Here is a 22,881-nt window from a genome sequence, read left to right on the forward strand (position 1 = left end):
GCCCCAGCCACACCGCGATCAACAGCACCTGAAGCCGCTGCCCGAGTCCGAGCGCCCACGTCCCGTGCCCCGCGTCGAAGGCGGCGACGGCGGCCAACGTCCAAGTGGTGGCGCCAAGTTCGAGAAGGACCAGGACGAGGCCGAGAGGGCCCGCCAGGAACGGCAGGACCCCGTACCGGCGGGAGGCGATCGTCAGGAGCACCATCCCCGCCAGCGCCCCCGCCACGGCGACCCCGCTGCTGCCCACGTGCGCGGCGTGCGGCCAGGGCACGCGCCCCGCCCCCTCCCTGGCCGCGCACGCCGCGTCGGCGGTCGGCGTACAGCTCAGCGGCAGCCGTGAGTCGACGGCGGTGGCCGCGCCGAAAAGGGCGAGCCCCGCCCACCCGAGGGCGGTGAGCCGCCCGAGCGGCAGCCGCCGCGGCGCACAGACCGCCGCGGCGAGGATCAGCACCCCGGCGACCAGGTCGGTCGTGCGCAGCAGCGTCCCGTAGGGCTGGTCCCGGGCGGCGAGTTCACTCACGTACGAACTGACCGGCGAGAGCCCCGTGTCGAGGGGGATCTCGAGCAGCCACGCGCTGTAGGCGAGCGCGCCGAGTGCCAGCGGGAGCGCGACGGGAGCGGCACTCCTGGGTCTTTCGGTGCCGGGCTCCGCCGACCGGGGCCGCAGCGGCTTGCCCGTAATCATCATGGGCCCATGATCAGTGGAGTCCCGGGGGCCCGCATGTCGCGCGATACCCGCCGGGGGTAGGGTTCCGCCCATGGCGACCACGAGGAGACCGGCGAAGGGCGGACAGCTGCTGCTGCTCGCCGCGCTCCTCCTCGGCATCGTGACGATGCATACGCTGGGTCATCCGACGGGGCACGGGAGCGGGGCCGAACAGGCCTCCGTCCAGCGTGAGATGCGGGGCACGGCCACCGCTCAGGGCCTGGCCCGTGCCCATGACATGGGCACGGAGCCGGTTGCCCGCACCGCCGATGACACCGTCACCGCGTCCTCCCCCGCCGGGCTCCACGGGATGGATCCGCTGTCCGTGTGCCTCGCGGTGCTCGGCGCGTTCACCCTCCTCCTGCTCCTGAGGGCGGGCCTGCTCCGGCCCGGCGGCTTCGGCGTCCCCGCGCGGGCGCTCGCCCGGCCGCTCGACGGGCTGCGGCCCCGTCCTCCACCGCCCCGCATCCTCCTCGCCCGTCTTTCGGTGCTGCGCATTTAGGCCGGCGCACCGGCTGCTTCGCGCTGCCCGCGACCGGGGGATGTCCGATGGGAACCTCCGGGCCTCGAGCGGTGTATCAGAAGCAGCAGATGCGCCCATCTGCACGCACCACCAAGACGAGGTGTTACTCAGCCATGCGCAATCGACCCCTGCGCGCTCAAGCCCCGCGCATCCCTTCGCGCCGTGCCCTGCTCGGCGCCGCGACCGCCGTCGCCGGTTCGGGAATCCTGACGGCCTGTTCCGGTTCCGGCTCGGGCCACGGCGGGCACGGCGGCGGCGAGGGCGGCGGTTCCGCGCCCGAGGGTTATGTCGACCCGTCCGGCAAGGAAGTCGCCGCCGCGGAGAAGAAGCGAGGCTCCGGCGGCACGGTCCGCGAGGTGAAGCTGATGGCCATGAAGGCCAAGCTCGACCTCGGCGGCCGCTCGGTCAGGACCTGGGCGTACGGCGACCGGCTGCCCGGCAAGGAAGTCCGCGTCACCGCGGGCGACACGCTCGCCCTCACGCTCGCCAACCACCTCCCCGAGCCCACGTCCCTGCACTGGCACGGCCTGGCCCTGCGCAACGACATGGACGGCGTCCCCGGCCTCACCCAGCAGGCGATCAAGCCCGGCGCGGAGTTCACCTACCGCTTCGCGGTGCCGCACCCGGGGACGTACTGGTTCCACCCCCACTCGGGCACCCAGCAGGACCGCGGTCTGTACGCACCACTGATCGTGGAGGACCCCAAGGAGCCGTTGAAGTACGACAAGGAGTGGGTCGTCGTCCTCGACGACTGGGTCGACGGGGTCGAAGGATCGACGCCGGACGCCGTCCTCGCGGAGCTCAGCAAGGGCATGGGCGGCCATGACATGGGCGGGGACGGCGAGGAGCGGAAGGAAGGGGGTGACACGGGCGGCATGGACCACGGCGGCCACGACATGTCGAAGATGTCCAACACGTCCAACATCTCGATGCGTACGGACAAATCCCCCAAGCCCTCCGGTCCCTCCGGTCCCTCCCGCGTGATGATGGGCGCCAAGAGCGACCTGCTCGGCGGCGACGCGGGCGACGTGGCCTACCCCCACTACCTGATCAACGGCCGTACGCCGGACGCCCCTTCGTCCTTCAGGGCCCGCCCCGGCGACCGCATCCGCCTGCGCATCATCAACGCGGGCGGCGACACGGCCTTCCGGGTGGCGCTCGGCGGCCACGAGATGACGGTGACGCACACGGACGGCTTCCCCGTGGAGCACGCGAAGACGGACGCGCTGCTGCTCGGCATGGGCGAGCGCTATGACGTGCTCGTCACCGCGGGGGACGGCGTGTTCCCGCTGACCGCGGCGGCCGAGGGCAAGAAGGCCGCGGCGCTGGCGGTCCTGCGCACGGGCGGCGGCGCGACGCCCTCGCCCTCGGTCCGCCCCAAGGAGCTCAAGGGCCGCCTCCTGACGGCGGACAAGCTGCGGGCCGCGGAGTCGGTCGCCCTGCCGTCCCGCAAGCCGGACCGCACGATCAGGATCCGGCTGACGGGCGGGATGGCCAAGTACGACTGGGCGTTCGACAAGAAGCCGTACGACCCCGACGAGCGCCACCCCGTCCGGGCGGGCGAGCGCGTCCGTCTCGTCTTCGCCAACTCCACGTCGATGTGGCACCCGGTCCATCTGCACGGCCACACCTTCGCCCTGGCGAACGTGGCGGGCGGCCCCCGCAAGGACACCGCGGTCATCCTGCCGAACGGCACGCTGACGGTGGACTTCGAGGCCGACAACCCGGGCCTGTGGATGATCCACTGCCACAACGTGTACCACTCGGAGGCCGGAATGATGACGGTCCTCGGCTACCGCCGCTGACACCTCGGCGGGCCCGGCACCCCGAGGGAGATGCCGGGCCCGCCGGGCCGCCGACGTGGGGCGCCCCACACCCGGCCGAGGGGGCATCGCGTCGCTTTGACGATTACACTGGGCTCCGTGCCTCAACTACGCCTCGCCCTGAATCAGATCGACTCGACGGTCGGCGATCTCGCCGGGAACGCCGAGGCGATCGTCCATTGGACCCGGCACTCCGCCGAGCAGGGAGCGCACCTTGTCGCGTTCCCCGAGATGGCGCTGACCGGCTACCCCGTCGAGGACCTCGCGCTGCGGCCGTCCTTCGTACAGGCCTCGCGGGACGCGCTGCGCGCGCTCGCCGCGCGCCTTGCCGACGAGGGCTTCGGAGAGCTGCCGGTCGTCGTCGGCTATCTCGACCGCACCGAGGAGGCCAAGCCGAAGTACGGCCAGCCGGCGGGCGCCCCGCGCAACGCCGCCGCGGTGCTGCACCGCGGCGAGGCCGTGCTCACCTTCTCCAAGCACCACCTCCCCAACTACGGGGTCTTCGACGAGTTCCGCTACTTCGTGCCGGGCGAGACCCTGCCGATCGTGCGGGTGCGGGGCGTCGACGTGGCGCTCGCCATCTGCGAGGACCTCTGGCAGGACGGCGGCCGCGTCCCGGCGACGCGTACGGCGGGCGCGGGCCTGCTCCTCTCGGTCAACGCCTCGCCGTACGAGCGGAACAAGGACGACCAGCGGCTCGAACTCGTCCGCAAGCGAGCCCAGGAGGCGGGCTGCACCACCGCCTACCTCGCCATGATCGGCGGCCAGGACGAGCTGGTCTTCGACGGCGACTCGATCGTCGTGGACCGGGACGGCGAAGTCATCGCGCGGGCGCCGCAGTTCGCCGAGGGCTGCGTCGTCCTCGACCTGGACCTGCCCGCGGCCGGCGCCGTGCCGTCGGGCGTCGTGGACGACGGCCTGCGCATCGAGCACGTCACGGTCTCGGCGGAGCCCGTCTCCCCGTTCGAGCCGGAGCTCACCGGCGGGTACGCCGAGCGGCTCGACGACGACGAGGAGGTGTACTCGGCGCTGGTCGTGGGCCTGCGGGCGTATGCCGCGAAGAACGGCTTCAGCACCGTCCTGATCGGGCTCTCCGGCGGCATCGACTCCGCGCTCGTCGCAGCGATCGCCTGCGACGCGCTCGGCGCGCAGAACGTGTACGGCGTGGCCATGCCGTCCCGCTACTCCTCGGACCACTCCATCGGCGACGCGGAGGAGCTGGCCCGGCGTACGGGGCTGAACTTCCGGACCGTGCCGATCGCGCCGATGTTCGACGCGTACATGGGGTCGCTCGGTCTGACCGGGCTCGCCGAGGAGAACCTGCAGTCGCGCCTTCGCGGCACGATGCTGATGGCGATCTCCAACCAGGAGGGCCACATCGTCCTCGCCCCCGGCAACAAGTCCGAGCTGGCGGTGGGCTATTCGACGCTGTACGGCGACTCGGTCGGGGCGTACGGGCCGATCAAGGACGTCTACAAGACCCTGATCTTCCGGCTCGCCGAGTGGCGCAACCGCGCGGCACTCGAGCGGGGCCAGACCCCGCCGATCCCGGAGAACTCCGTCACCAAGCCGCCGAGTGCGGAACTGCGGCCGGACCAGGTGGACACGGACTCGCTCCCGGACTACCCCGTCCTGGACGCGATCCTGGAGATGTACGTCGACCGCGACCAGGGCGCGGACGCGATCGTCGCCGCCGGGCACGAGCGGGAGCTGGTGGTGAAGACCCTGCGGATGGTCGACACCGCCGAGTACAAGCGCCGCCAGTACCCGCCGGGCACGAAGATCTCCGCCAAGGGCTTCGGCAAGGACCGCCGCCTCCCGATCACGAATCGCTGGCGGGAGTCGGTCTGACCCGGGGGTGGGTGGGGACTGCCCTGTACCGCCGCTTCGCGGCGGATCGTTCCCACCCACCCATCCACCCGATTACCCGGCGTGGGACGTCTCACGGTCAGGCACCGAGTGTGCCGCCACCAAGCGACCGCCACCAGACACAGCGCCTCGCCGCAGATCCACCAGGTATGCCACCCCGGCCACCCCCAGACCCAGCACAGCCAGCGCCGCGCCCGTCACCGCGGGGGACGTCACGCCGAAGCCCGCGGCCAGGGCCAGGCCACCGATCCAGGCGCCGCCGGCATTGGCGAGGTTGAACGCCGCCTGGTTGGCGGAGGACGCCAGGGACGGGGCCGCCGACGCCTTCTCCATGACCATCAGCTGCAGCGGCGAACCCGTCGTGAACGCCGCCATGCCGAGCAGCATCACCGCAAGCGCCGCACTCCACGCGGCGCTCATCAGCAGCGGGAACAGCGCCAGCACGACCACCAGTGACGCCAGGCCGCCGAACAGCGTCCCCCGCAGCGAGTGGTCAGCGAGGCGCCCGCCCAGCAGATTGCCCGCGGTGGCGCCGACACCGAACAGCGCGAGCAGCAACGTAACGCTGGATTCGGCGTAGCCCGCCGCGTCCGTGAGCATGGGCGTCACATAGCTGTATGCGGAGAACAGCGCCCCGAAGCCCGCGACGGTCGTACCGAGCGCCAGCCACACCGGAACGCTGCCGAGCGCCCGCAGCTCCCCGCGAAGGCCGCCGCGCTCACCGTGGCCGTGGTCGGCGGGGACGAGCAGGGCGAGCGCCGCTATCGCCGCGAGGCCGATCGCGCTGACCGCGAGGAACGTCGCGCGCCAGCCCAGCTGCTGCCCCATCGCCGTGGCCACCGGCACGCCCACGATGTTGGCGACGGTCAGGCCGAGGAACATCAGGGACACCGAGCGGGCCTTGCGCTCGGGGGCGACGAGCCCGGTGGCGACGACCGCGCCGACGCCGAAGAACGCGCCGTGCGGAAGTCCGCTCAGGAAGCGCGCGGCCATCAGCCAGTGGTAGTCGGGGGCGGCGGCCGACAGCGCGTTGCCCGCCACGAAGAGGATCATGAGGCCGATCAGGACCCGGCGGCGCGGCATCCGCGCGGTGACCGCGGCGAGCAGCGGGGCGCCGATGACGACACCGAGGGCGTACGCCGAGACCAGGTGCCCGGCGGTGGGGATCGATATGTCCAGGTCGTCCGCGACATTGGGCAGCAGGCCCATCATCACGAACTCGGTCGTACCGATGCCGAAGGCGCCCACGGCGAGGGCGAGCAGGGCCAGGGGCATGAAGAACCTTCCGGGGGAGCGCAGGAGGGAGTGTCGTTCCGTAAGTTTACGTACGGAACAAAGCCGCTCAGGCCCAGTATTCCGTGAGGTTGAGCGAGGGTGTCAGAGCGCTACCCGCGCCGCGATCGGCAGATGATCGCTGCCCGTCTCCGGCAGCGTCCACGACGACACCGGCTCGACGCCCTTGACCATGATCTGGTCGATCCGCGCCATCGGGAACGACGCGGGCCAGCTGAACCCGAAGCCGTCGCCCGCCGCGCCCTGCGTGGAGCGCATCTGGGAGGTGACCGCGTTCAGGGCGCGGTCGTTCATCGTGCCGTTCAGGTCGCCGAGCAGTACGACCTTGGAGACCTGCTCGTCCGCGATCGCCTCGCCGAGCGCGTCCGCGCTGGCGTCGCGCTGGTTGGCGGTGAAGCCCGCGTCCAGCTTGACCCGCACCGACGGCAGATGGGCGACGTACACGGCGACCTCACCCTTGGGGCCGGCGACCGTCGTCCGCATCGCACGGGTCCAGCCGAGCTTGATGTCGACGGGCTTGGTGCCGTTCAGCGGGTACTTGCTCCACAGGCCGACCGTGCCCTGCACCGAGTGGTACTTGTAGGTGCCGGCCAGGGCCTTCTCGTACGTCGGGACGGCGGCCGCCGTGAGCTCCTCGAGGGCGACGACGTCGGCGCCGGACGCGGCGACGTCACGGGCGGTGCCGGCCGGGTCCGCGTTCTCCGCGTTCACGTTGTGCGTGGCGACGGTGAGGTCGCCGCCGGTCCCGATGGACTTGCCGGTGATCAGACCTCCGAAGGAGCTCGCCCAGATCACCGCGGGCAGCAGCAGGGCGATCAGCGCGGTCGCCGACTTGCGGACGACGGCGATGACGAGCAGCACGGGGATCAGGACGCCGAGCCAGGGCAGGAACGTCTCGATGAGGCTGCCGAGGCTGCCGATGCCGTTCGGGATCTGCGCGTGGAAGAGCATCACCAGGGCGAGCAGCACCGCGCCCCCCGCGGTGACGAGCCCGCGCCGCCAGATGCCCCGGTCGCCGCGCCACCCGTCGGCAAGGCGCCGGAGCCGGGACCCCTGGCGGCCGGGGCCCGAGCCGCCGCTGCCGGTCTCCGTCACATACGCCTGCGCCATACGCTCGTCGCCTCAACTCTGCCGTGCAACCGTCCTCGCCCCTGAAACCCTAGGCGATGATCGGGTGTCCTCCCCGCCGTCCGTGACGGCCGTACGGGACGAGGACGAGCGGCGCGGCACGGCAGGTTCCACATCCCCCCGCACAACGGGCCGCTGTGACGAAACGCGCACATTCACCCCGTGGGCCGCAGCCCCTCGAGAACGGTGTCCACCATCCGCTCGGCGAGGTCCTCGTCGAGCGGCGCGTCGGAGCGCAGAACGGTGCGTACGAGCATGGGTCCGACGAACAGATCGTTGGCCAGCTCGACGTCGATGTCGGCGCGCAGTTCGCCGTTCTCGACGCCGCGCCGCAGCACGCCGAGCACGACGCGGCGCTGCGGCTCGATGACGGTGACGTGGTAGGCGTCCCACAGCTTCGGCAGGCTCTTCATCTGCGCGAACACGTTGTGCAGCAGCGCCGAGGCGCGCATGTTCACGCCGCGCCTGCGCAGGTGGTCGAGGAGGGTGATGAGATCGCCGCGCATGGATTTCCCGGCCAGCTCGGGAGGCGGGTCGTCCACCGAGCGCAGGATGTCGACGAAGAGTTCCTCCTTGCCGCTCCAGCGCCGGTAGATGGTGGCCTTGCCGACTCCGGCGGTGCGCGCGATCCGCTCGATGGAGAGCTCGGCGAGCGGCACGCCCTCCTCGATCAGCTTCAGTACGCCCTCGATGATGGCCCGCTCCACGGCCTCGCTGCGGGGACGCCCCCGGACACCTCTGGCGATGTGGGCCACGACTGCTCCGTCTCTCGATTCCGGCGATCTGCCGGGCCGATTCTCCCTTCCCGGCCTGGAGCCCCGGTCAATGCCCCGCGCCCACCGGATCCGCCTCCTTGTGCTCCGCCGCCTCCGGCTCCTGCGGTGCGCGGCCCGGCAGGAACAGGGCGACGACCACGACGCCGGCCAGGGCGACGCCCGCGCCGCAGAGCGCGGTGATGTGCATGGCGTGCAGGAAGGAGTCGTGGGCCGCGGCCACCAGCGGTTCGCCGCGCGGGCCGAGCTCGGCGGCGACGCCGAGCGTGGCCTCGATGGACTCGCCCGCGGTGTGGCGTACGTCGGCGGGCAGCAGGGTGAGCTTGTCCTCGACGCCGCTGCGGTAGGCGGCGGAGAGCACCGAGCCGAGGACGGCGATGCCCAGGGCGCCGCCGACCTGCCGGAAGGTGTTGCTCAGGGCGGAGGCGGAACCGGCCTTCTCGCGGGGCAGCGCCTGCATGATGACGACGCTGGCGGGCGTCATGATGTGCGCCATCCCGGTGCCCATCAGGAAGAAGATGACCTCCAGGATCCAGATCGGCGTATCGGCCTCGAGAACCGTGAAGGCGGCGAGCGTCGCGGCCAGGAGCAGCAGCCCGCCCGTGCACACGGCGCGGACGCCGAAGCGGTCGACGACGAGGCGGGCGCGCGGCGCGAAGATGAGCTGGGCGGCGGCGAGCGGCAGCATCAACAGGCCGGTCTGCAGCGGTGAGTAGCCGCGCACGCTCTGCGTGTAGAAGACCGCGAAGAACGTGACGCCCATCAGCGCGAAGAAGACGAGCGCGAGGGAACTGATCGCCGCCGAGAAGACGCGGTTCTTGAAGTACGAGATGTCGATGGACGGGTGGTCGCTGCGCTTCTCGTGGAGCACGAAGCCGACGAGTACGGCGATGCCCGCGACGATGGTGCCGAGGACCGCCGGGTCGGTGAAGTCGGCGAGCTGGCCGCCCTTGATGATGCCGTAGACGAGCAGCACGAGGCCGACGATGGACAGGCCCACGCCGACCAGGTCGATACGGCCCGGCTTCGGGTCGCGGGAGTCGGGCACGAGCCAGATCATCAGCCCGATCGCGAGGATCACGATCGGCACGTTGACCAGGAAGACCGAGCCCCACCAGAAGTGGTCGAGGAGCACGCCGCCGGTGATGGGGCCGATCGCGATGGCGAGGCCGACTCCGCCCGCCCAGATGCCGATGGCCTTGGGCTGCTCGTCGCGCTCGAAGACGTTCATCAGGACGGCGAGCGTGGCGGGCATCACGAAGGCGGCGCCGAGGCCCATCACCGCGCGGAACAGGATGAGTTGGACGGGTGAGCCGGACTCGGCGGCGAGCGCGGAGCCGATGCCGAAGACGGCGAGTCCCGCGACGAGGACCTTCTTGCGGCCGATGCGGTCGCCGAGCAGTCCCGCGGTGAAGAGCAGGCCCGCGAAGACCAGGGTGTAGGCGTTGATGGCCCATTCCAGGTCGCCCTGGGTGGCGCCGAGGCCGGTGGGGGCCGGGGTCGAGATCGTCTTGATGGCGACGTTCAGGATCGAGTTGTCGAGCACCACGATCAGCAGGCTCAGCATCAGGACGCCGAGGATCGCCCAGCGGCGCCGGTGCACGGCCTCCGGTATGCGTGGGGTGGTGACGGCGGGAGAAGTCATGGTTCTCACTCTAGAACTATTTCGATACGAGACCGTCTCGTATTGGAAAGAATTTACCCGCCACCCGGATGGGCCGGATCACCTGGGAGTGCACTAGCCGTCGGGCGGCACGCGATGCCACCATGGAGGTGATCCGGGGACGCCGTGAGGGCGCCTCGAGATAACAGAAGGAGCCGTTGCGATGACGCAACTTTCGGCTGCCCAGAAGCCGGTCCAGGGCGCTGCCCAGACCTCCGACAGCAGCAACAAGGCGCTGTACGGAGGCAAGAGCACCCGCCGCATCACCGTCCGGGACATCACCGCCGCCAAGGAGCGCGGCGAGAAGTGGCCCATGCTCACCGCGTACGACGCGATGACCGCGTCCGTCTTCGACGAAGCCGGCATCCCCGTGATGCTGGTCGGCGACTCGGCGGGCAACTGTCACCTCGGGTACGAGACGACCGTGCCCGTCACCCTCGACGAGATGACCATGCTGTCCGCCGCGGTCGTACGGGGCACGTCACGTGCCCTGATCGTCGGCGACCTGCCCTTCGGGTCGTACCAGGAAGGCCCGGTCCAGGCCCTGCGTTCGGCCACCCGTCTGGTCAAGGAGGCCGGGGTCGGCGCCGTGAAGCTGGAGGGCGGCGAACGCTCGCTCCCCCAGACCGAGCTGCTCGTCTCCTCGGGCATCCCCGTCATGTCCCACCTCGGCCTCACCCCGCAGTCCGTGAACACCATGGGCTACCGCGTGCAGGGCCGCGGCGACGAGGCGGCGCACCGTCTCCTGAGCGACGCGAAGGCCGCGCAGGACGCGGGCGCGTTCGCGGTCGTCCTGGAGCTGGTCCCCGCGGAGCTGGCGGCCGAGGTCACCCGCTCCCTGCACATCCCGACCGTCGGGATCGGGGCGGGCGCCGAGTGCGACGCGCAGGTCCTGGTCTGGACGGACATGCTGGGCCTCACCGGCGGCAAGATGCCGCGCTTCGTGAAGCAGTACGCGGATCTGCGGGGCGTCATGACCGGCGCGGCCAAGGCGTTCGCGGAGGACGTGGTGGGCGGGGCGTTCCCCGCGGCGGAGCACTCCGTCCACTGACGCCCGGCACCCTGTGCCCGGCACCTGAGCCATAGCGGCACCACCGGCAGCCCGTCGATCTTCCCCCGTCGACGGGCTGCTGCTTTGTGCGCCGTCGGTGCCTGTCGGCGGCTTGTCGGCGGCTTGTCGGCGGCTTGTCGGTGGGTTGTCGGTGGCGTCTGGCAGCTTTGGGGGCATGACGCGAATCGACAAGAACCCCGGCGGCGCAGCGAGCGCCATCACCGTGCGGGGACTGGTCAAGCACTACGGCGAGACCAAAGCACTGGACGGCGTGGACCTCGACGTACGCGAAGGAACCGTCGTCGGCGTGCTCGGACCCAACGGCGCCGGCAAGACCACCCTCGTACGCTGCCTGTCCACCCTGATCACCCCTGACTCCGGCATGGCCCACGTCGCCGGGTACGACGTGGTGAAGCAGCCCCGACAGCTCCGCCGCGTGATAGGCCTCACCGGCCAGTACGCATCGGTGGACGAGAAGCTCTCGGGACGCGAGAACCTGTACATGATCGGGCGGCTGCTCGACCTGTCCCGCAAGGAGGCCAGGTCCAGGGCCGACGGCCTGCTCGAGCGGTTCTCCCTGACCGAGGCCGCCGGCCGCCAGGCCAAGACGTACTCCGGCGGCATGCGCCGCCGCCTCGACCTCGCCGCCTCGATGATCGGCAGCCCGGCCGTCCTCTACCTGGACGAGCCGACGACCGGCCTCGACCCCCGCACCCGCAACGAGGTGTGGGCCGAGGTCAAGCGCATGGTCGGCGACGGTGTCACCGTGCTGCTCACCACGCAGTACATGGAGGAGGCCGAGCAGCTGGCGTCCGAGCTGACGGTCATCGACCGCGGCAAGGTCATCGCCAACGGCCGCATCGACGAGCTGAAGGCGAAGGTCGGCGGCCGCACCCTGCGGGTCCGCCCGGCCGACCCGCTGGAGCTGCGCCCGCTGGCCAACGCGCTCGACGACCTGGGCCTGACCGGCCTCGCCACCTCGACCGTGGACACCGAGACCGGCACGGTCCTGGTGCCGATCCTCAGCGACGAGCAGCTGACCGCGGTGGTCGGCGCGGTCACCGCGCGCGGCATCACGATCGGCTCGATCGCCACCGAACTGCCCAGCCTGGACGAGGTGTTCCTCTCCATCACCGGCCAGAAGGCCAGTGCCCCGCAGGACGTCCGTCCCGCCGAACTCGAGGAGGTCGCCGTATGAGCGCCACCACCGCCACGGCCCCCCTCCCCGGGGGCGGCCAGGCCGACGGCCGTATAGGCCTGCGCGACCACGTGCGCCACACGGGCGCCCTGGTCCGCCGCAATCTGCAGTGGATCCGCGCCGATCCGGAGTCGATGTTCGACGCGGTGCTCATGCCGATCGTCTTCACGCTGCTGTTCGTGTACGTCTTCGGCGGCTCCATCGGGCAGTCGCTCGGCGGCGGTCAGGACGCGTATGTGCAGTACGTGGTGCCGGGCATGATGGCGATGATGTCCATGAACATCGCCATGGCCGTCGGCACGGGCTTCAACCAGGACTTCCAGAACGGCATCATGGACCGCTTCCGGACCCTGCCGATCGGCCAGGGCTCGGTCCTCTTCGCCAAGATCGTGGTGGAGCTGATGCGGATGCTCGTCGCGACGACGATCATGATGATCGTCGGTGTCCTGGTCGGCTTCGACATCACCAACTGGGGCGGCCTGTTCGCCGCCGTGGGCCTGACCGCGCTCTTCGGCTCGTCCATCATGTGGATCTTCCTGGTGCTCGGCGTCACCATGAAGAGCGCGCAGTCCGTGCAGGCGATGGGCTTCCTGGTCCTGATGCCGCTGCAGTTCGGCTCGTCGATCTTCGCGCCGACGCAGTCCATGCCGGGCTGGCTGGAGGCCTTCACCGACTACAACCCGCTGTCCACGCTCGCGGACTCCGCGCGCGGCCTGATGGTGGGCGGCCCGGCCGCGCACGATGTCTGGGTGACGGTCGGCTGGTCGGTGGCGCTCACGCTGGTGATGGCGCCGATCGCGATCCACAAGTTCCGTACGAAGAGCTGAGCGCCCCGCGCCTCAGTCGATGTACGTGTCGCAGAGGGCGGCGGCCTCCTCGGGGGAGAGGCCGCCGCCTTCCGCGTACGCGGCCTCGTACACGGCGTCGCCGAGTGCGGTGCGCGCCGCCTCGACGGCGGCGGCCGTGACATCGCGCTCCAGAGCGGCCGGGAAGTGGCCGGGCGGCAGGTCCCGCTTGGCCGCGCCGATCAGCCGGGCGGCGTCGTGGGCGTGCCGGCCGCCGTCGATCCCGGCCAGGGCGCGGGCCGCGATGGTGAGGTGAAGGGACGTCACATGCGGCGCGATCATCTTGGTCAGCGGGTCGATGGACTTCTCCACGGCGACGAGCGCCGTGGCCAGGCCCTTGGCGTACCGGCCGTCCTGCGTGTCGAGCCAGGCCTCGGCGCCGAGCATGAAGCTGTCGAAGACCGCGAAGTCGGCGACCTTGAACTCCTCGCGCAGCAGCCGGAGTTGTTCGCGGGCCTCGGTGGTGCGGCCGGTGCGGCCGAGCAGGTCGACGAGGAAGAAGCGGGCGATGGGCATGGACTCGGAGTGGCCGCCCTTGGCGTCGCGGTCCGTCACCCCCCACAGCAGTGCCTCGCCCCGTTCCGGCTGGCCCGCCTCGACGAGGACCGCGCCGAGGCGGGCCGTGAGCACGGTCGCCTGGGCGGGCGCGCCGAGCTGCTCCGCGTACTCGATGGCGGCGCTGAAGTCCTCGGCGGCGCGGTCGAAGGCGCCCCGCCGCTCGTGCGCCTCGCCGCGCGAGGAGAGCGCCTCGGCCATGCCCCACACATCGCCGAGCCGGGTGAAGATCTCAAGGGACTCGTCGGCGTCACTGCCCGCGTCGCCGGCCCAGTCCGTGCGGTTGGCGAGGATGTTGGCGCGCTGCTGCAGCGCCGAGGCGAGCTCCCACTCGTAACCGCGCTCCCGGCAGGTGGCGATGGTCGCCTCACTGATGGCGTGCAGTTGGGACACGTCACCGCCGAACAGCACCGCGAAGAACCACAGGCTCCCCGGCGACCAGCAGGTCTGCGGCAGGCCCGGCCGGTAGGCCTCCCTGATGCCCGCCAGTTTCTCCAGGGCCTCGGGGGTCCGCCAGGCCTCCATGTTCATGTCCATGCAGGAGAGCTGGATGAGATGGACCCCGCGCCGCGCCTCTTGGAGCACCTCGGGGCGCATGGGGAGCGGGGCGTCCGTGCAGCGTTCGTAGAGCGGTTCCACGGGCGTGACCGGGCGCCGGAAGGGATCGGGCCCGAGGGCGACGACATCGCGCGACCAGTTGCGGATCTCGATGCGCAGATCGCGGATCGTCCAGAACCAGGAGAGCGAGAGGACCAGACAGAGCGCCTCCTGCTCGTCCCGTGCGGCGACGGCGTGCCGCAGGGCGGTGCGCAGATTCTCGTACTCGTACTCGAGACTGTCGACGGCCGCCCGCTGCCCGCTGCCGCGCAGCAGGGGTTCGGTGACGCGGGCGAACTCCCGGAAGTACACGAGGTGCGCCCGCTCGGCGGCCGCCCGGTCCCCGGCCTCTTCCAGGCGCTCCGCCGCGTACTCGCCGACGGTCTCCAGGAGCCGGTAGCGCATGCCGCCGCGCGGCGCGGGGGCGGCGACGACGAGCGACTTGTCGACGAGGGAGCCGAGCACGTCGGCGATGTCGTACGGAGGGACCGGCGCTTCCCCGGCGTCCGGGGCCGCCCCGCACACCGCCTCCGCCGCCGCCAGGTCGCAGCCGCCCGCGAAGACGGAGAGGCGACGCAGGACGTTCCGCTCCGGTTCGTCGAGCAGGTCCCAGGACCAGTCGACGACCGCGCGCAGCGTCTGCTGGCGGGGCAGCACCGTGCGTGCGCCGTTGTTCAGGAGGCGGAAGCGGTCGTCGAGGCGGTCGGCGATCTGCCGCGGGGTGAGCATCCGCAGCCGGGCGGCGGCCAGCTCGATGGCCAGCGGCAGACCGTCGAGCCGCCGGCAGATCTCGGCGGCCGCGGCCCGGTCGTCCTCGATCCGGAACCCTGGTCGCGCCGACCCGCCGCGGTCCGCGAGCAGCCGCAGCGCGTTGGGCTCCGGAAGGGGTTCCACGGGGCGCAGCAACTCCCCCGGTACGCCCAGGGGTTCACGGCTCGTGGCGAGGACCGTGAGGCCGGGGCAGTGCGCGAGGAGCTGTTCCGCGAGGTGGGCTGCGGCGTCGATGACGTGCTCGCAGTTGTCGAGGACCAGGAGCATGCGGCGGGGCGCGCAGTGCTCGGTGAGGCGTACGACGGGGTCGTCGCCGTGCCGGTCCGACACCGCCCGCATCTCCTCGGCGCCGGCGCCGCGCAGCACCGTCTCGCGGGCGCCGAGCGCGGTGAGGACGGCCTCGGGCACGGCGTCGGGATCCTCCACCGGGGCCAGCTCGGCCAGCCATACGCCGTCCGGCGCCGCGTCGGCGACGGACTCCGCGGCCTCCTGCGAAAGGCGGGTCTTCCCCGCGCCGCCGGGTCCGAGCAGGGTGACGAGGCGGGCCCGCTCCAGGTCGCCCCGGATGGCCTCGATGTCGGCCTCCCTGCCGACGAAGGAGGTGAGCCGGGCGCGGAGGTTGCCGGGGGTGCGGGGGCGGCTCGCGGGCGGTTCGGTCGTCCGGGGCGGTTCCGTCGGCCGGGCAGGTTCCGTCGGCCGGGCAGGTTCCGTCGGCCGGGCAGGTTCCGTCGGCCGGGCAGGTTCCGTCGGCCGGGCAGGTTCCGTCGGCCGGACCGGTTCGTTCCCCGGTGCCGTGTGGTGCAGCAACTCCGCGTGGAGGGCGCGGAGTTCGGGGCCGGGGTCGGCGCCGATGCGGTCCGCGACGATGCGGCGTACGCCGTCGTAGGCGGCGAGCGCCTGGGCCGGGCGGCCCGCGTCGCGCAGCGCCCGCAGCCGCAGGGCCTGCAGCGGCTCGTCCAGGGGGTGGCTCTCGCACAGGGCGGTCAGCTCGGGCAGCGCCTGCTCGGCCCGGCCGAGGGCGAGCTCCGCCGTCAGCCGGGCGCGGCGGGCATCGAGGCGGCGTGACTCCCAGCGGGACGCCCGCGCGGTGCGGTCGGGCAGGTCGGCGAGGGGCAGGCCGCCCTGCCAGAGCGCCAGCGCGTCGTCCAGGACCGTCGCCGCCTTCTCGGCGTCGCCGTCCGCCAGGGCGCGGCTGCCTTCGCCCGCGAGGCGCTCGAAGCGGTACAGGTCGATGTCGTCCGGGGCTGCGGCGAGGCGGTAGCCGCCGTCGGACGAGGTGATCGCGTCGGCGCCGATGGCTCGGCGGAGGCGGCCGATCAGCGCTTGCAGCGCGGCGGTCGCGTCCGCGGGTGGGTCGCCGTCCCACACCTCGTCGACGAGGGCGGACACGGGGACGGTGCGGGGGGCTTTCAGGGCGAGGACGGTGAGGAGGGCGCGCAGCCTCGGCCCGCCGATGGGGGCCTGTGTCCCGTCGGTGTGGAATGCCTGGGTGGTGCCGAGGATTCGGTAGCGCACGGGGTCCATTGTCTCTGGTGACCCTACGCGAAGGACGGGGGTCGGTACTTGGAGATCAACCCGGACAGAGCGGCGGTCGTGCAGGAAGCCGCGCGCCGGGTCATCGCCGGGGAAGCGATCAACGCTGTCTGCCGGGACTTTGAAAGCCGTGGCGTACCTTCCCCCGCCGACTCCTACAACAAGCGGAAGGCCGAGCGGGATTTCGTCTGGCACCCCGCCACGTTGAAGAAGATCCTCTCCTCGCCGGGCCTTCTCGGATTCAAGACCCGCAACGAGCCCGTGGCCGGGAAGAAATACCAGAGCAAGGTTCTCGTCCAAGACGAGAACGGACAACGGATCCGCATGGCCGAACCTGTGCTGGCCGAGGAAGTCCGGGAAAGACTGCAGGGTGCTCTCGCCGCCGTCTCTGTCTCCACCAGGAAGCCTGATTCGCCCAGAACCCCACTCCTCGGCGTGATCAAGTGTGGCGGCTGCGGAAAGAACCTTCAGCTGCACACCACGAAGAAGAAACGCAAGGACGGTTCTGAGCGGTCCACGAGCAGGATCCGCTGCCTGTCGCGCACGGGCTCACCTGCGTGCAAAGGGTACGTATTCACACCGGAGGCAGAGATCGTCGAGCCGATCATGCGGTTGATCGTCGCAGAATTCGGCCACCTCCCCGTCACACGCCGCGAGTATGTGACGGGCACAGATACGGACCACTGGGACTACCTGGAGACGGGGCTGTCGTTCGCTGAGCGATGGCAAAGCGCGGGTGTCACAGCCGTGGCAGACGATCTCCTGCGAGCAGGCATCAGCGTCGACTGCCACCCCCGCGGCAGCAGCGGACTCACACTTCGAGCCCCTGGCGACGCACAGCAACGCCTCGCACGTCCATAGACCGGCCGCGGCAGGGCCTCCCTCTCGACCTGCCCCCGCGGGACGCCACTACTCTCGGCCCATGAACTCTCGAACCGCCACCGCAGGCCGTCGCGTCAGCCCGGTCTTCCTCGGGATCGTGGCGATCATGGCCACCACAGGGTGGGCGGTGTGGACCGGCTTCGCCTCGTCCCCGGGCATCGCCGTCTTCCTGTTCGTCACTGCGGCGTGGATCGTCTCGCTCTGCCTTCACGAGTACGCCCACGCCCGCGCCGCATTGCACAGCGGTGACATAACAGTTGGCGCGAAAGGGTACTTGACGCTCAATCCGCTCGCCTACACCCACGCCCTGCTCAGCATCGTGCTGCCGGTGCTCTTCGTGATCATGGGTGGCATCGGCCTGCCCGGCGGCGCGGTCTTCATCGAGCGGGGCCGGATCAGGGGGAAGTGGAAGCACAGTCTGATCTCGGCCGCCGGTCCGCTGACGAACGTGGCCTTCGCCGTGGTCTGCACGGCGCCCTTCTGGCTGGACGCGCTCTCCGGCGTCCCGGACACCTTCCGGTACGCGCTCGGCTTCCTCGCCCTGCTCCAGGTCACGGCCGCGATCCTGAACTCGCTGCCCATTCCGGGCCTGGACGGCTACGGCGTCATCGAGCCGTGGCTCTCGCACAAGATCCGCCGCCAGGTGGAGCCGTTCGCGCCGTTCGGCCTGATCGCCGTCTTCGGCATCCTGTGGATCCCCGAGGTCAACGAGGCCTTCTTCGACGCGATCGACGCGATCCTGCGCGGGCTCGGCGTCAGCGAATGGGACACGTACTGGGGCTATGAGCTGTACCGCTTCTGGGACGGGACGCCGGACATCCCGGCCATCGTCAGCTAGCCCTTGGCCGCGGCGTTCCGCTCGATCTTCGCGCGCCGCAGGTAGTACCACGCCATGTTCGACGAGAGCCCGGCGATCAGCACCCAGAGAATGCCGAACCAGTGGCCCTGGACGAAGGAGACCACCGCCGCGACGACGGCGAGGGCGCAGACCGTGAGGGCGTAGAGAGCGAGGCGGGGCATGGGGGTCGGCTCCTGATCGGGTGTCGGGGTGCGTCGTGACGTACGCCCCCCAGTGTCCCCCATGCCCGTCGGCGTCCTAGACGTCGGTGACCCGCAGCCCCGCGTGCGCCTTGTACCGCCGGTTCACGGAGATCAGGTTGGCGACCAGGGACTCGACCTGGTGCGCGCCCCGCAGTCGGCCCGCGAAGACGCCCCGCATGCCGGGGATGCGGGCGGCGAGCGCCTGGACGATGTCGGTGTCGGCGCGGGCCTCGCCGAGCACCATCACATCGGTGTCGATCTCCTCGACGGCCGCGTCCTGGAGCAGGACGGCCGACAGGTGGTGGAAGGCCGCCGTGACGCGGGAGCCCGGCAGCAGGGCGGCGGCCTGCTCGGCGGCGCTGCCCTCCTCGGGCTTCAGGGCGTAGGCGCCCTTCTTGTCGAAGCCCAGCGGGTTCACGCAGTCGACGACGAGCTTGCCCGCCAGTTCGTCGCGCAGTGCTTCGAGGGTCTTCCCATGCCCGTCCCACGGCACGGCGACGATCACGATGTCGCTGCGCCGCGCGCACTCCGCGTTCTCGGCGCCCTCGACGCCGAGGCCCAGCTCGTCGGCGGCGGTCTGCGCGCGCTCGGCCGCGCGGGAGCCGATGATCACCTTCTGGCCGGCGCGGGCCAGGCGGTAGGCGAGGCCGCGGCCCTGGTCGCCGGTGCCGCCGAGCACGCCGACGACGAGCCCGGAGACATCGGGCAGCTCCCACGGATCCTTGGCGGGAGCCTTCTGCACACTGTCGTTAGAGGTCATACGGCCGACCTTACTCACCGCCCGTTCGCGGCCTCCGTCAGGTCAGCGCCCCCACCGGTATCCGCCGGAAGGTGATCGTCTCGTACGCGCTGAAGTCCCCCGTCTCGTAGAGGAGTGCCACGGTTTCCCCGTCGACGCGTACGAGATCGGAGTACGCGGCGGGCAGCCCGTCCACGGTGTGGGCGTCCTGCCACGTGGTGCCGCCGTCGCGGCTTCCGCGCACCGTCATCAGGGCGCGGAAGCCGGGGTCGGCGGGTCCGGAGAACAGCAGCACGTCGGGCGTACGCAGCTGAAGGACGCTGCATTCGACGACGGGGCCGACGAGACCGGCCTGCGGCCGGAAGGGCTTGACGAGACTCTGGCCGCCGTCGCGGGAGTGGGCGTCGGCGCGGGTGCCGGGGGACGGCGAGTCGTTGCGGGTGTTGAAGTAGAGCCGCCCGTCGGGGAGTTCGGCCGCGGTGGTCTCGTTCACGTTCACATAGCCGTCGGTGTTGTCGTCGATGTAGCCGATGCGCCAGTTCTGGCCGAGGTCGTCGCTGAGCAGGCAGTGGCCGCCGTTGTACTTTCCCTCGGTGCCGTTGTCCGTACCGGAGGGCGGCAGGGAGTGGTTGGCGGGGACGACGACGCGGCCCGTACTGGTCTGTACGGCGTGCCCGGGGGTGGTCGCGTACCACCGCCAACTCGCCTTCTTCACCTGCCCGGTGATCTCCCGGGCGGCCGACCAGGTGAGACCGTCGTCGTTGCTGTGCTGCACCCAGATCCGCCGTCCGTTCGCCGCGGAGACCTTGCCGCGCCGGATGGCGTCCTCGGTCGCCGCGGCGGCGTTGCGGACGTGGACGAGCAGGACGCGCCCGGTGGCCAGGACGACGGGGGCGGGGTTGCCCGCGAGGTCGGCGCCGTTCTTGGCGACGACCTGGAGCGGGCCCCAGGTGCGGCCGCCGTCGGTGGACCGCTTCATGACGACGTCGATGTTGCCGAAGTCCTCCTGCGAGCCGACCCTCCCTTCGCAGAAGGCGAGGAGAGTGCCGGAGTTCGTGCGCACGACGGCGGGGATCCGGAAGCTCGCGTAGCCCTCACGTCCCGCACGGAAGGGAACAGTTGTCTCATCAGCCATCCCGGGTCACTCCCCACCCGGGGCGAATTCCCGGTGAACTCCACCTGACGAGTGGCTTGTTGGGGCAGGATGCGGCCTCATGGACGCAGTAAGGGTCGCGCTGCTGCGCGAAGTGCTCGCCGGAACCGAGTGGCCGAGCGCCACGCGCCGCTTCGCCAGGACGCTGCGGTCCTCCGTGGTGCCGCACGGCGGCGGGCTGCTTCTGGTGGGCACGGAGGAGTACGAGCCCTGGCATCTTGCCGCGCATCTCGTGGACGAGGCGGCGTGGTCCGGGACGCCCGAGCTGACGCCCACGCTCGTACGGCACCGGGTGCGGGCGGGCGACCCCGCCCACCTCTCGACCGGGCTCGGGCGGATCGAGGCGGCGCGGCGCGGCGAGACGCTGCTCGTGGTGGCGCCGGACGCGCCGGGGGCGGAGCTCCTCGAGCGTGTGCACGACGCGCGGGCGGCGGGGGCGACGGTCCTCGCGCTCGACTCCGGGGACCGCGAGCTGCACTCCATGGCGCACGAGGCGCTCGCTGTCCCGGACTCCCCCGACCTTGACCTCGACACGGTCCAGCACCTGGTGAGCGCGGCATCCGGCGAGAACTCCCTGCCGGCGGCACAGGGCCGCCGCCGACTGCGCGACCGCCTCTCCCGCCTCGCCGACCAACTGACGGCTCCGCCGCCGGCGAGGTGGTGAGGGGCCTCTGCCTCTGCCTCTGCCTCTGCCTCTGCCTCTGCCTCTGCCTCTGCCGAGGTGGCTATTCCTCGCCCTCGCGGGAGGGGGTGTCATGCCACTTCGGGTCCGTCTCCCACTCCAGGTTCCGCTCGGCGGCCGTCTGCATCGCCCGCTCCGCCTCCTCCCGGGACTCGTAAGGACCGAAGCGGTCCTTGCCCGGGCAGTCGGGGCCCTCCTCTACCCGCCGATGCTCCAGGCAGTAGTACCACTCACCCGGTTTGCCGACGGTCCGCTTCTTGAACAGGGCCATGGTCTGCTCCTCTCTCTCCCGCCATGCTGCCCCACACCGCCTGGTTAGACTCGCTGGCATGTCTGGCCAGTCACTGCTCGTCCCAGGGGAGCTCTCCCCCATCCGCCCCGTTCCGGGAAACATCAGGCGCCCGGAGTACGTGGGGAAACCCGCGCCCACCCCGTACACGGGGCCCGAGGTGCAGACCCCCGAGACCATCGAGCTGATGCGCACCGCGGGCCGTATCGCCGCGCGCGCGATGGCCGAGGCCGCCAAGCACATCGCCCCCGGTGTCACCACCGACGAGCTGGACCGCGTCGCGCACGCGTACATGTGCGACCACGGCGCCTACCCCTCCACGCTCGGCTACCGCGGCTTCCAGAAGTCGCTGTGCACCTCGGTCAACGAGGTCATCTGCCACGGCATCCCGGACTCCACCGTCCTCAAGGACGGCGACATCATCAACCTCGACGTGACGGCCTACATCGGCGGCGTGCACGGCGACAACAACGCCACGTACCTGGTCGGCGACGTCGACGAGGAGTCCACGCTGCTGGTGGAGCGGACCCGCGAGGCCCTCGACCGCGCCATCAAGGCGGTCAAGCCCGGCCGCCAGATCAACATCATCGGCCGCGTCATCGAGTCGTACGCCAAGCGCTTCGGCTACGGCGTCGTCCGCGACTTCACCGGCCACGGCATCAACACGTCCTTCCACTCCGGCCTGATCGTCCCGCACTACGACAGCCCGCACGCGACGACCGTGATCCAGCCCGGCATGACGTTCACGATCGAGCCGATGCTGACCCTCGGCACGCACGAGTACGACATGTGGGACGACGGCTGGACCGTCGTGACGAAGGACCGCAAGCGGACCGCGCAGTTCGAGCACACGCTGGTGGTGACGGAGAGCGGGACGGAGATCCTCACGCTCCCCTGATCCCTCCCTGATCCCTCCCTGAACGCTTCCCTTACCTCTGAGCGGGTAGCGTTTTTACCGACAGGACGTCGGGAACCAGTTGACTTAGGTAAGCCTAACCTGAATGATCGGTAGCGGTCGCACTGGTTCCCGCGTTCCCTCGGCTTCGGAGGTCCCTCATGGATACGCCGTCCACGCCCTTCTCCACGGTGATCCGCACCGCCTCGCACGAGCAGCACACGGAGGCGGAGACCTCGACGTTCATGGGCGATCTGCTCGGCGGCAGGCTCGGCGTCGACGCGTACGCGCGCTACACGGAGCAGCTGTGGTTCGTGTACCGGGCGCTGGAGGACGCCGCGCAGGCCCTGCGGGACGACCCGGTCGCGGGCCCGTTCATCCAGCCTGAGCTGCTACGCGTGGCCGAGCTGGAGCGGGACCTGGCACATTTGCGGGGCGCGGACTGGCGCGAGGGCCTGGCCCCGCTGCCCGCCACGGCGGCGTACGCGGCACGGGTGGCCGAATGCGCGCGCACCTGGCCCGGCGGTTACGTGGCCCACCACTACACCCGCTACCTCGGCGATCTCTCCGGCGGCCAGATCATCCGCGGCAAGGCGGAACAGACCTGGGGTTTCGCCCGCAAGGGTGACGGCGTCCGCTTCTACGTCTTCGAGAGCATCACCAACCCGGCCGCGTTCAAGCGGGCCTACCGGGAACTCCTCGACTCCCTCGGGGAAATCGTCCCGGACGAGCTGGAGCGGCAGCGGATCGTGGACGAATGCAAGCGCGCTTTCGCTTTGAATACAGCGGTGTTCCGCGAACTGGGCCAGGAGTTCCCGCTCTCGGCGTAGGCGTTTCTCTTTCCCCGACCCCGACCCCGCCCCTTCCCGAAC

Annotated in this window: 21 protein-coding genes; 11 read left to right on the forward strand and 10 right to left on the reverse strand. The window is 71.1% G+C overall.

Annotation, left to right across the window (positions count from 1 at the left end; genetic code table 11):
- Window positions 1-688: DUF998 domain-containing protein (locus tag E2651_RS23990; protein ID WP_245239142.1), on the reverse strand; the 688-nt coding region annotated here is incomplete at its 3' end.
- Between the two features lie 70 nt (window positions 689-758).
- Here E2651_RS23990 and E2651_RS23995 point away from each other — a divergent pair.
- The 3 genes from E2651_RS23995 to E2651_RS24005 all read left to right on the forward strand — a co-directional run bounded on the left by E2651_RS23995 (window position 759) and on the right by E2651_RS24005 (window position 4,903).
- Window positions 759-1,208, forward strand: coding sequence for a DUF6153 family protein (locus E2651_RS23995; RefSeq protein ID WP_135333279.1), 450 nt, complete (start codon window positions 759-761; stop codon window positions 1,206-1,208).
- A 134-nt stretch (window positions 1,209-1,342) separates the two neighbouring features.
- Window positions 1,343-3,034: a multicopper oxidase family protein gene (locus E2651_RS24000; protein ID WP_135333280.1), complete on the forward strand. Its 1,692-nt coding sequence runs from the start codon at window positions 1,343-1,345 to the stop codon at window positions 3,032-3,034.
- A gap of 117 nt (window positions 3,035-3,151) precedes the next feature.
- Window positions 3,152-4,903 (forward strand): NAD+ synthase, encoded by a 1,752-nt coding sequence (locus E2651_RS24005; protein WP_135333281.1) that lies wholly within the window; start codon window positions 3,152-3,154, stop codon window positions 4,901-4,903.
- A 72-nt stretch (window positions 4,904-4,975) separates the two neighbouring features.
- Here the strand turns inward: E2651_RS24005 and E2651_RS24010 are convergent, their stop codons facing one another.
- The 4 genes from E2651_RS24010 to E2651_RS24025 all read right to left on the reverse strand — a co-directional run bounded on the left by E2651_RS24010 (window position 4,976) and on the right by E2651_RS24025 (window position 9,760).
- Window positions 4,976-6,196, reverse strand: a complete 1,221-nt coding sequence (locus E2651_RS24010) for an MFS transporter (protein ID WP_135333282.1) — start codon at window positions 6,194-6,196, stop codon at window positions 4,976-4,978.
- A 102-nt stretch (window positions 6,197-6,298) separates the two neighbouring features.
- Window positions 6,299-7,324: an endonuclease/exonuclease/phosphatase family protein gene (locus E2651_RS24015; protein ID WP_135333283.1), complete on the reverse strand. Its 1,026-nt coding sequence runs from the start codon at window positions 7,322-7,324 to the stop codon at window positions 6,299-6,301.
- Window positions 7,325-7,497: 173 nt separating this feature from the next.
- Window positions 7,498-8,097 carry a TetR/AcrR family transcriptional regulator gene (locus E2651_RS24020; RefSeq protein ID WP_135333284.1) on the reverse strand — a complete coding sequence of 200 codons (600 nt, stop codon included), beginning with the start codon at window positions 8,095-8,097 and terminating at the stop codon, window positions 7,498-7,500.
- Between the two features lie 67 nt (window positions 8,098-8,164).
- Window positions 8,165-9,760, reverse strand: a complete 1,596-nt coding sequence (locus tag E2651_RS24025) for an MFS transporter (protein ID WP_135333285.1) — start codon at window positions 9,758-9,760, stop codon at window positions 8,165-8,167.
- A gap of 181 nt (window positions 9,761-9,941) precedes the next feature.
- Between E2651_RS24025 and panB the strand changes: the two genes are divergently transcribed.
- The 3 genes from panB to E2651_RS24040 all read left to right on the forward strand — a co-directional run bounded on the left by panB (window position 9,942) and on the right by E2651_RS24040 (window position 12,854).
- Window positions 9,942-10,829 carry a 3-methyl-2-oxobutanoate hydroxymethyltransferase gene (gene panB, locus E2651_RS24030; protein WP_135333286.1) on the forward strand — a complete coding sequence of 296 codons (888 nt, stop codon included), beginning with the start codon at window positions 9,942-9,944 and terminating at the stop codon, window positions 10,827-10,829.
- Between the two features lie 175 nt (window positions 10,830-11,004).
- Window positions 11,005-12,027, forward strand: coding sequence for an ATP-binding cassette domain-containing protein (locus E2651_RS24035; protein ID WP_135333287.1), 1,023 nt, complete (start codon window positions 11,005-11,007; stop codon window positions 12,025-12,027).
- Window positions 12,024-12,854, forward strand: a complete 831-nt coding sequence (locus E2651_RS24040) for an ABC transporter permease (RefSeq protein ID WP_135333288.1) — start codon at window positions 12,024-12,026, stop codon at window positions 12,852-12,854. The genes E2651_RS24035 and E2651_RS24040 overlap by 4 nt, the downstream gene beginning before the upstream one ends.
- Before the next feature lie 12 nt (window positions 12,855-12,866).
- Here the strand turns inward: E2651_RS24040 and E2651_RS24045 are convergent, their stop codons facing one another.
- Window positions 12,867-16,319 carry a BTAD domain-containing putative transcriptional regulator gene (locus E2651_RS24045; protein ID WP_135333289.1) on the reverse strand — a complete coding sequence of 1,151 codons (3,453 nt, stop codon included), beginning with the start codon at window positions 16,317-16,319 and terminating at the stop codon, window positions 12,867-12,869.
- A 39-nt stretch (window positions 16,320-16,358) separates the two neighbouring features.
- On the opposite strand from E2651_RS24045, the gene E2651_RS24050 reads away from it, so the two are divergent.
- Window positions 16,359-17,189 (forward strand): zinc ribbon domain-containing protein, encoded by an 831-nt coding sequence (locus tag E2651_RS24050; RefSeq protein WP_135333290.1) that lies wholly within the window; start codon window positions 16,359-16,361, stop codon window positions 17,187-17,189.
- A 61-nt stretch (window positions 17,190-17,250) separates the two neighbouring features.
- Window positions 17,251-18,048: a site-2 protease family protein gene (locus E2651_RS24055; protein ID WP_135333291.1), complete on the forward strand. Its 798-nt coding sequence runs from the start codon at window positions 17,251-17,253 to the stop codon at window positions 18,046-18,048.
- Here the strand turns inward: E2651_RS24055 and E2651_RS24060 are convergent.
- The 3 genes from E2651_RS24060 to E2651_RS24070 are packed head-to-tail and all read right to left on the reverse strand — an operon-like array spanning window position 18,045 to window position 20,125.
- Window positions 18,045-18,293: a hypothetical protein gene (locus E2651_RS24060; RefSeq protein WP_167828881.1), complete on the reverse strand. Its 249-nt coding sequence runs from the start codon at window positions 18,291-18,293 to the stop codon at window positions 18,045-18,047. The two genes, E2651_RS24055 and E2651_RS24060, sit on opposite strands and share 4 nt — an antisense overlap.
- A gap of 13 nt (window positions 18,294-18,306) precedes the next feature.
- Complete coding sequence (gene npdG, locus E2651_RS24065) at window positions 18,307-19,011, reverse strand: NADPH-dependent F420 reductase (RefSeq protein ID WP_135333293.1); 705 nt, start codon at window positions 19,009-19,011, stop codon at window positions 18,307-18,309.
- A 37-nt stretch (window positions 19,012-19,048) separates the two neighbouring features.
- The gene (locus E2651_RS24070) at window positions 19,049-20,125 is read right to left on the reverse strand and encodes a sialidase family protein (protein ID WP_135333294.1); all 1,077 of its coding nucleotides are present in this window, start codon (window positions 20,123-20,125) and stop codon (window positions 19,049-19,051) included.
- Between the two features lie 79 nt (window positions 20,126-20,204).
- On the opposite strand from E2651_RS24070, the gene E2651_RS24075 reads away from it, so the two are divergent.
- Window positions 20,205-20,807 (forward strand): hypothetical protein, encoded by a 603-nt coding sequence (locus E2651_RS24075; protein WP_135333295.1) that lies wholly within the window; start codon window positions 20,205-20,207, stop codon window positions 20,805-20,807.
- Window positions 20,808-20,868: 61 nt separating this feature from the next.
- Here E2651_RS24075 and E2651_RS24080 read toward each other — a convergent pair whose 3' ends face one another.
- Complete coding sequence (locus tag E2651_RS24080; RefSeq protein WP_135333296.1) at window positions 20,869-21,096, reverse strand: hypothetical protein; 228 nt, start codon at window positions 21,094-21,096, stop codon at window positions 20,869-20,871.
- A gap of 58 nt (window positions 21,097-21,154) precedes the next feature.
- On the opposite strand from E2651_RS24080, the gene map reads away from it, so the two are divergent.
- Both map and E2651_RS24090 read left to right on the forward strand, forming a co-directional pair.
- Window positions 21,155-22,012, forward strand: a complete 858-nt coding sequence (gene map / locus E2651_RS24085; RefSeq protein WP_135333297.1) for a type I methionyl aminopeptidase — start codon at window positions 21,155-21,157, stop codon at window positions 22,010-22,012.
- Window positions 22,013-22,170: 158 nt separating this feature from the next.
- Complete coding sequence (locus tag E2651_RS24090) at window positions 22,171-22,839, forward strand: biliverdin-producing heme oxygenase (protein WP_135333298.1); 669 nt, start codon at window positions 22,171-22,173, stop codon at window positions 22,837-22,839.
- Window positions 22,840-22,881 lie beyond the last annotated feature (42 nt).

This window comes from Streptomyces sp. MZ04, assembly GCF_004684775.1.
GTDB lineage: Bacteria > Actinomycetota > Actinomycetes > Streptomycetales > Streptomycetaceae > Streptomyces.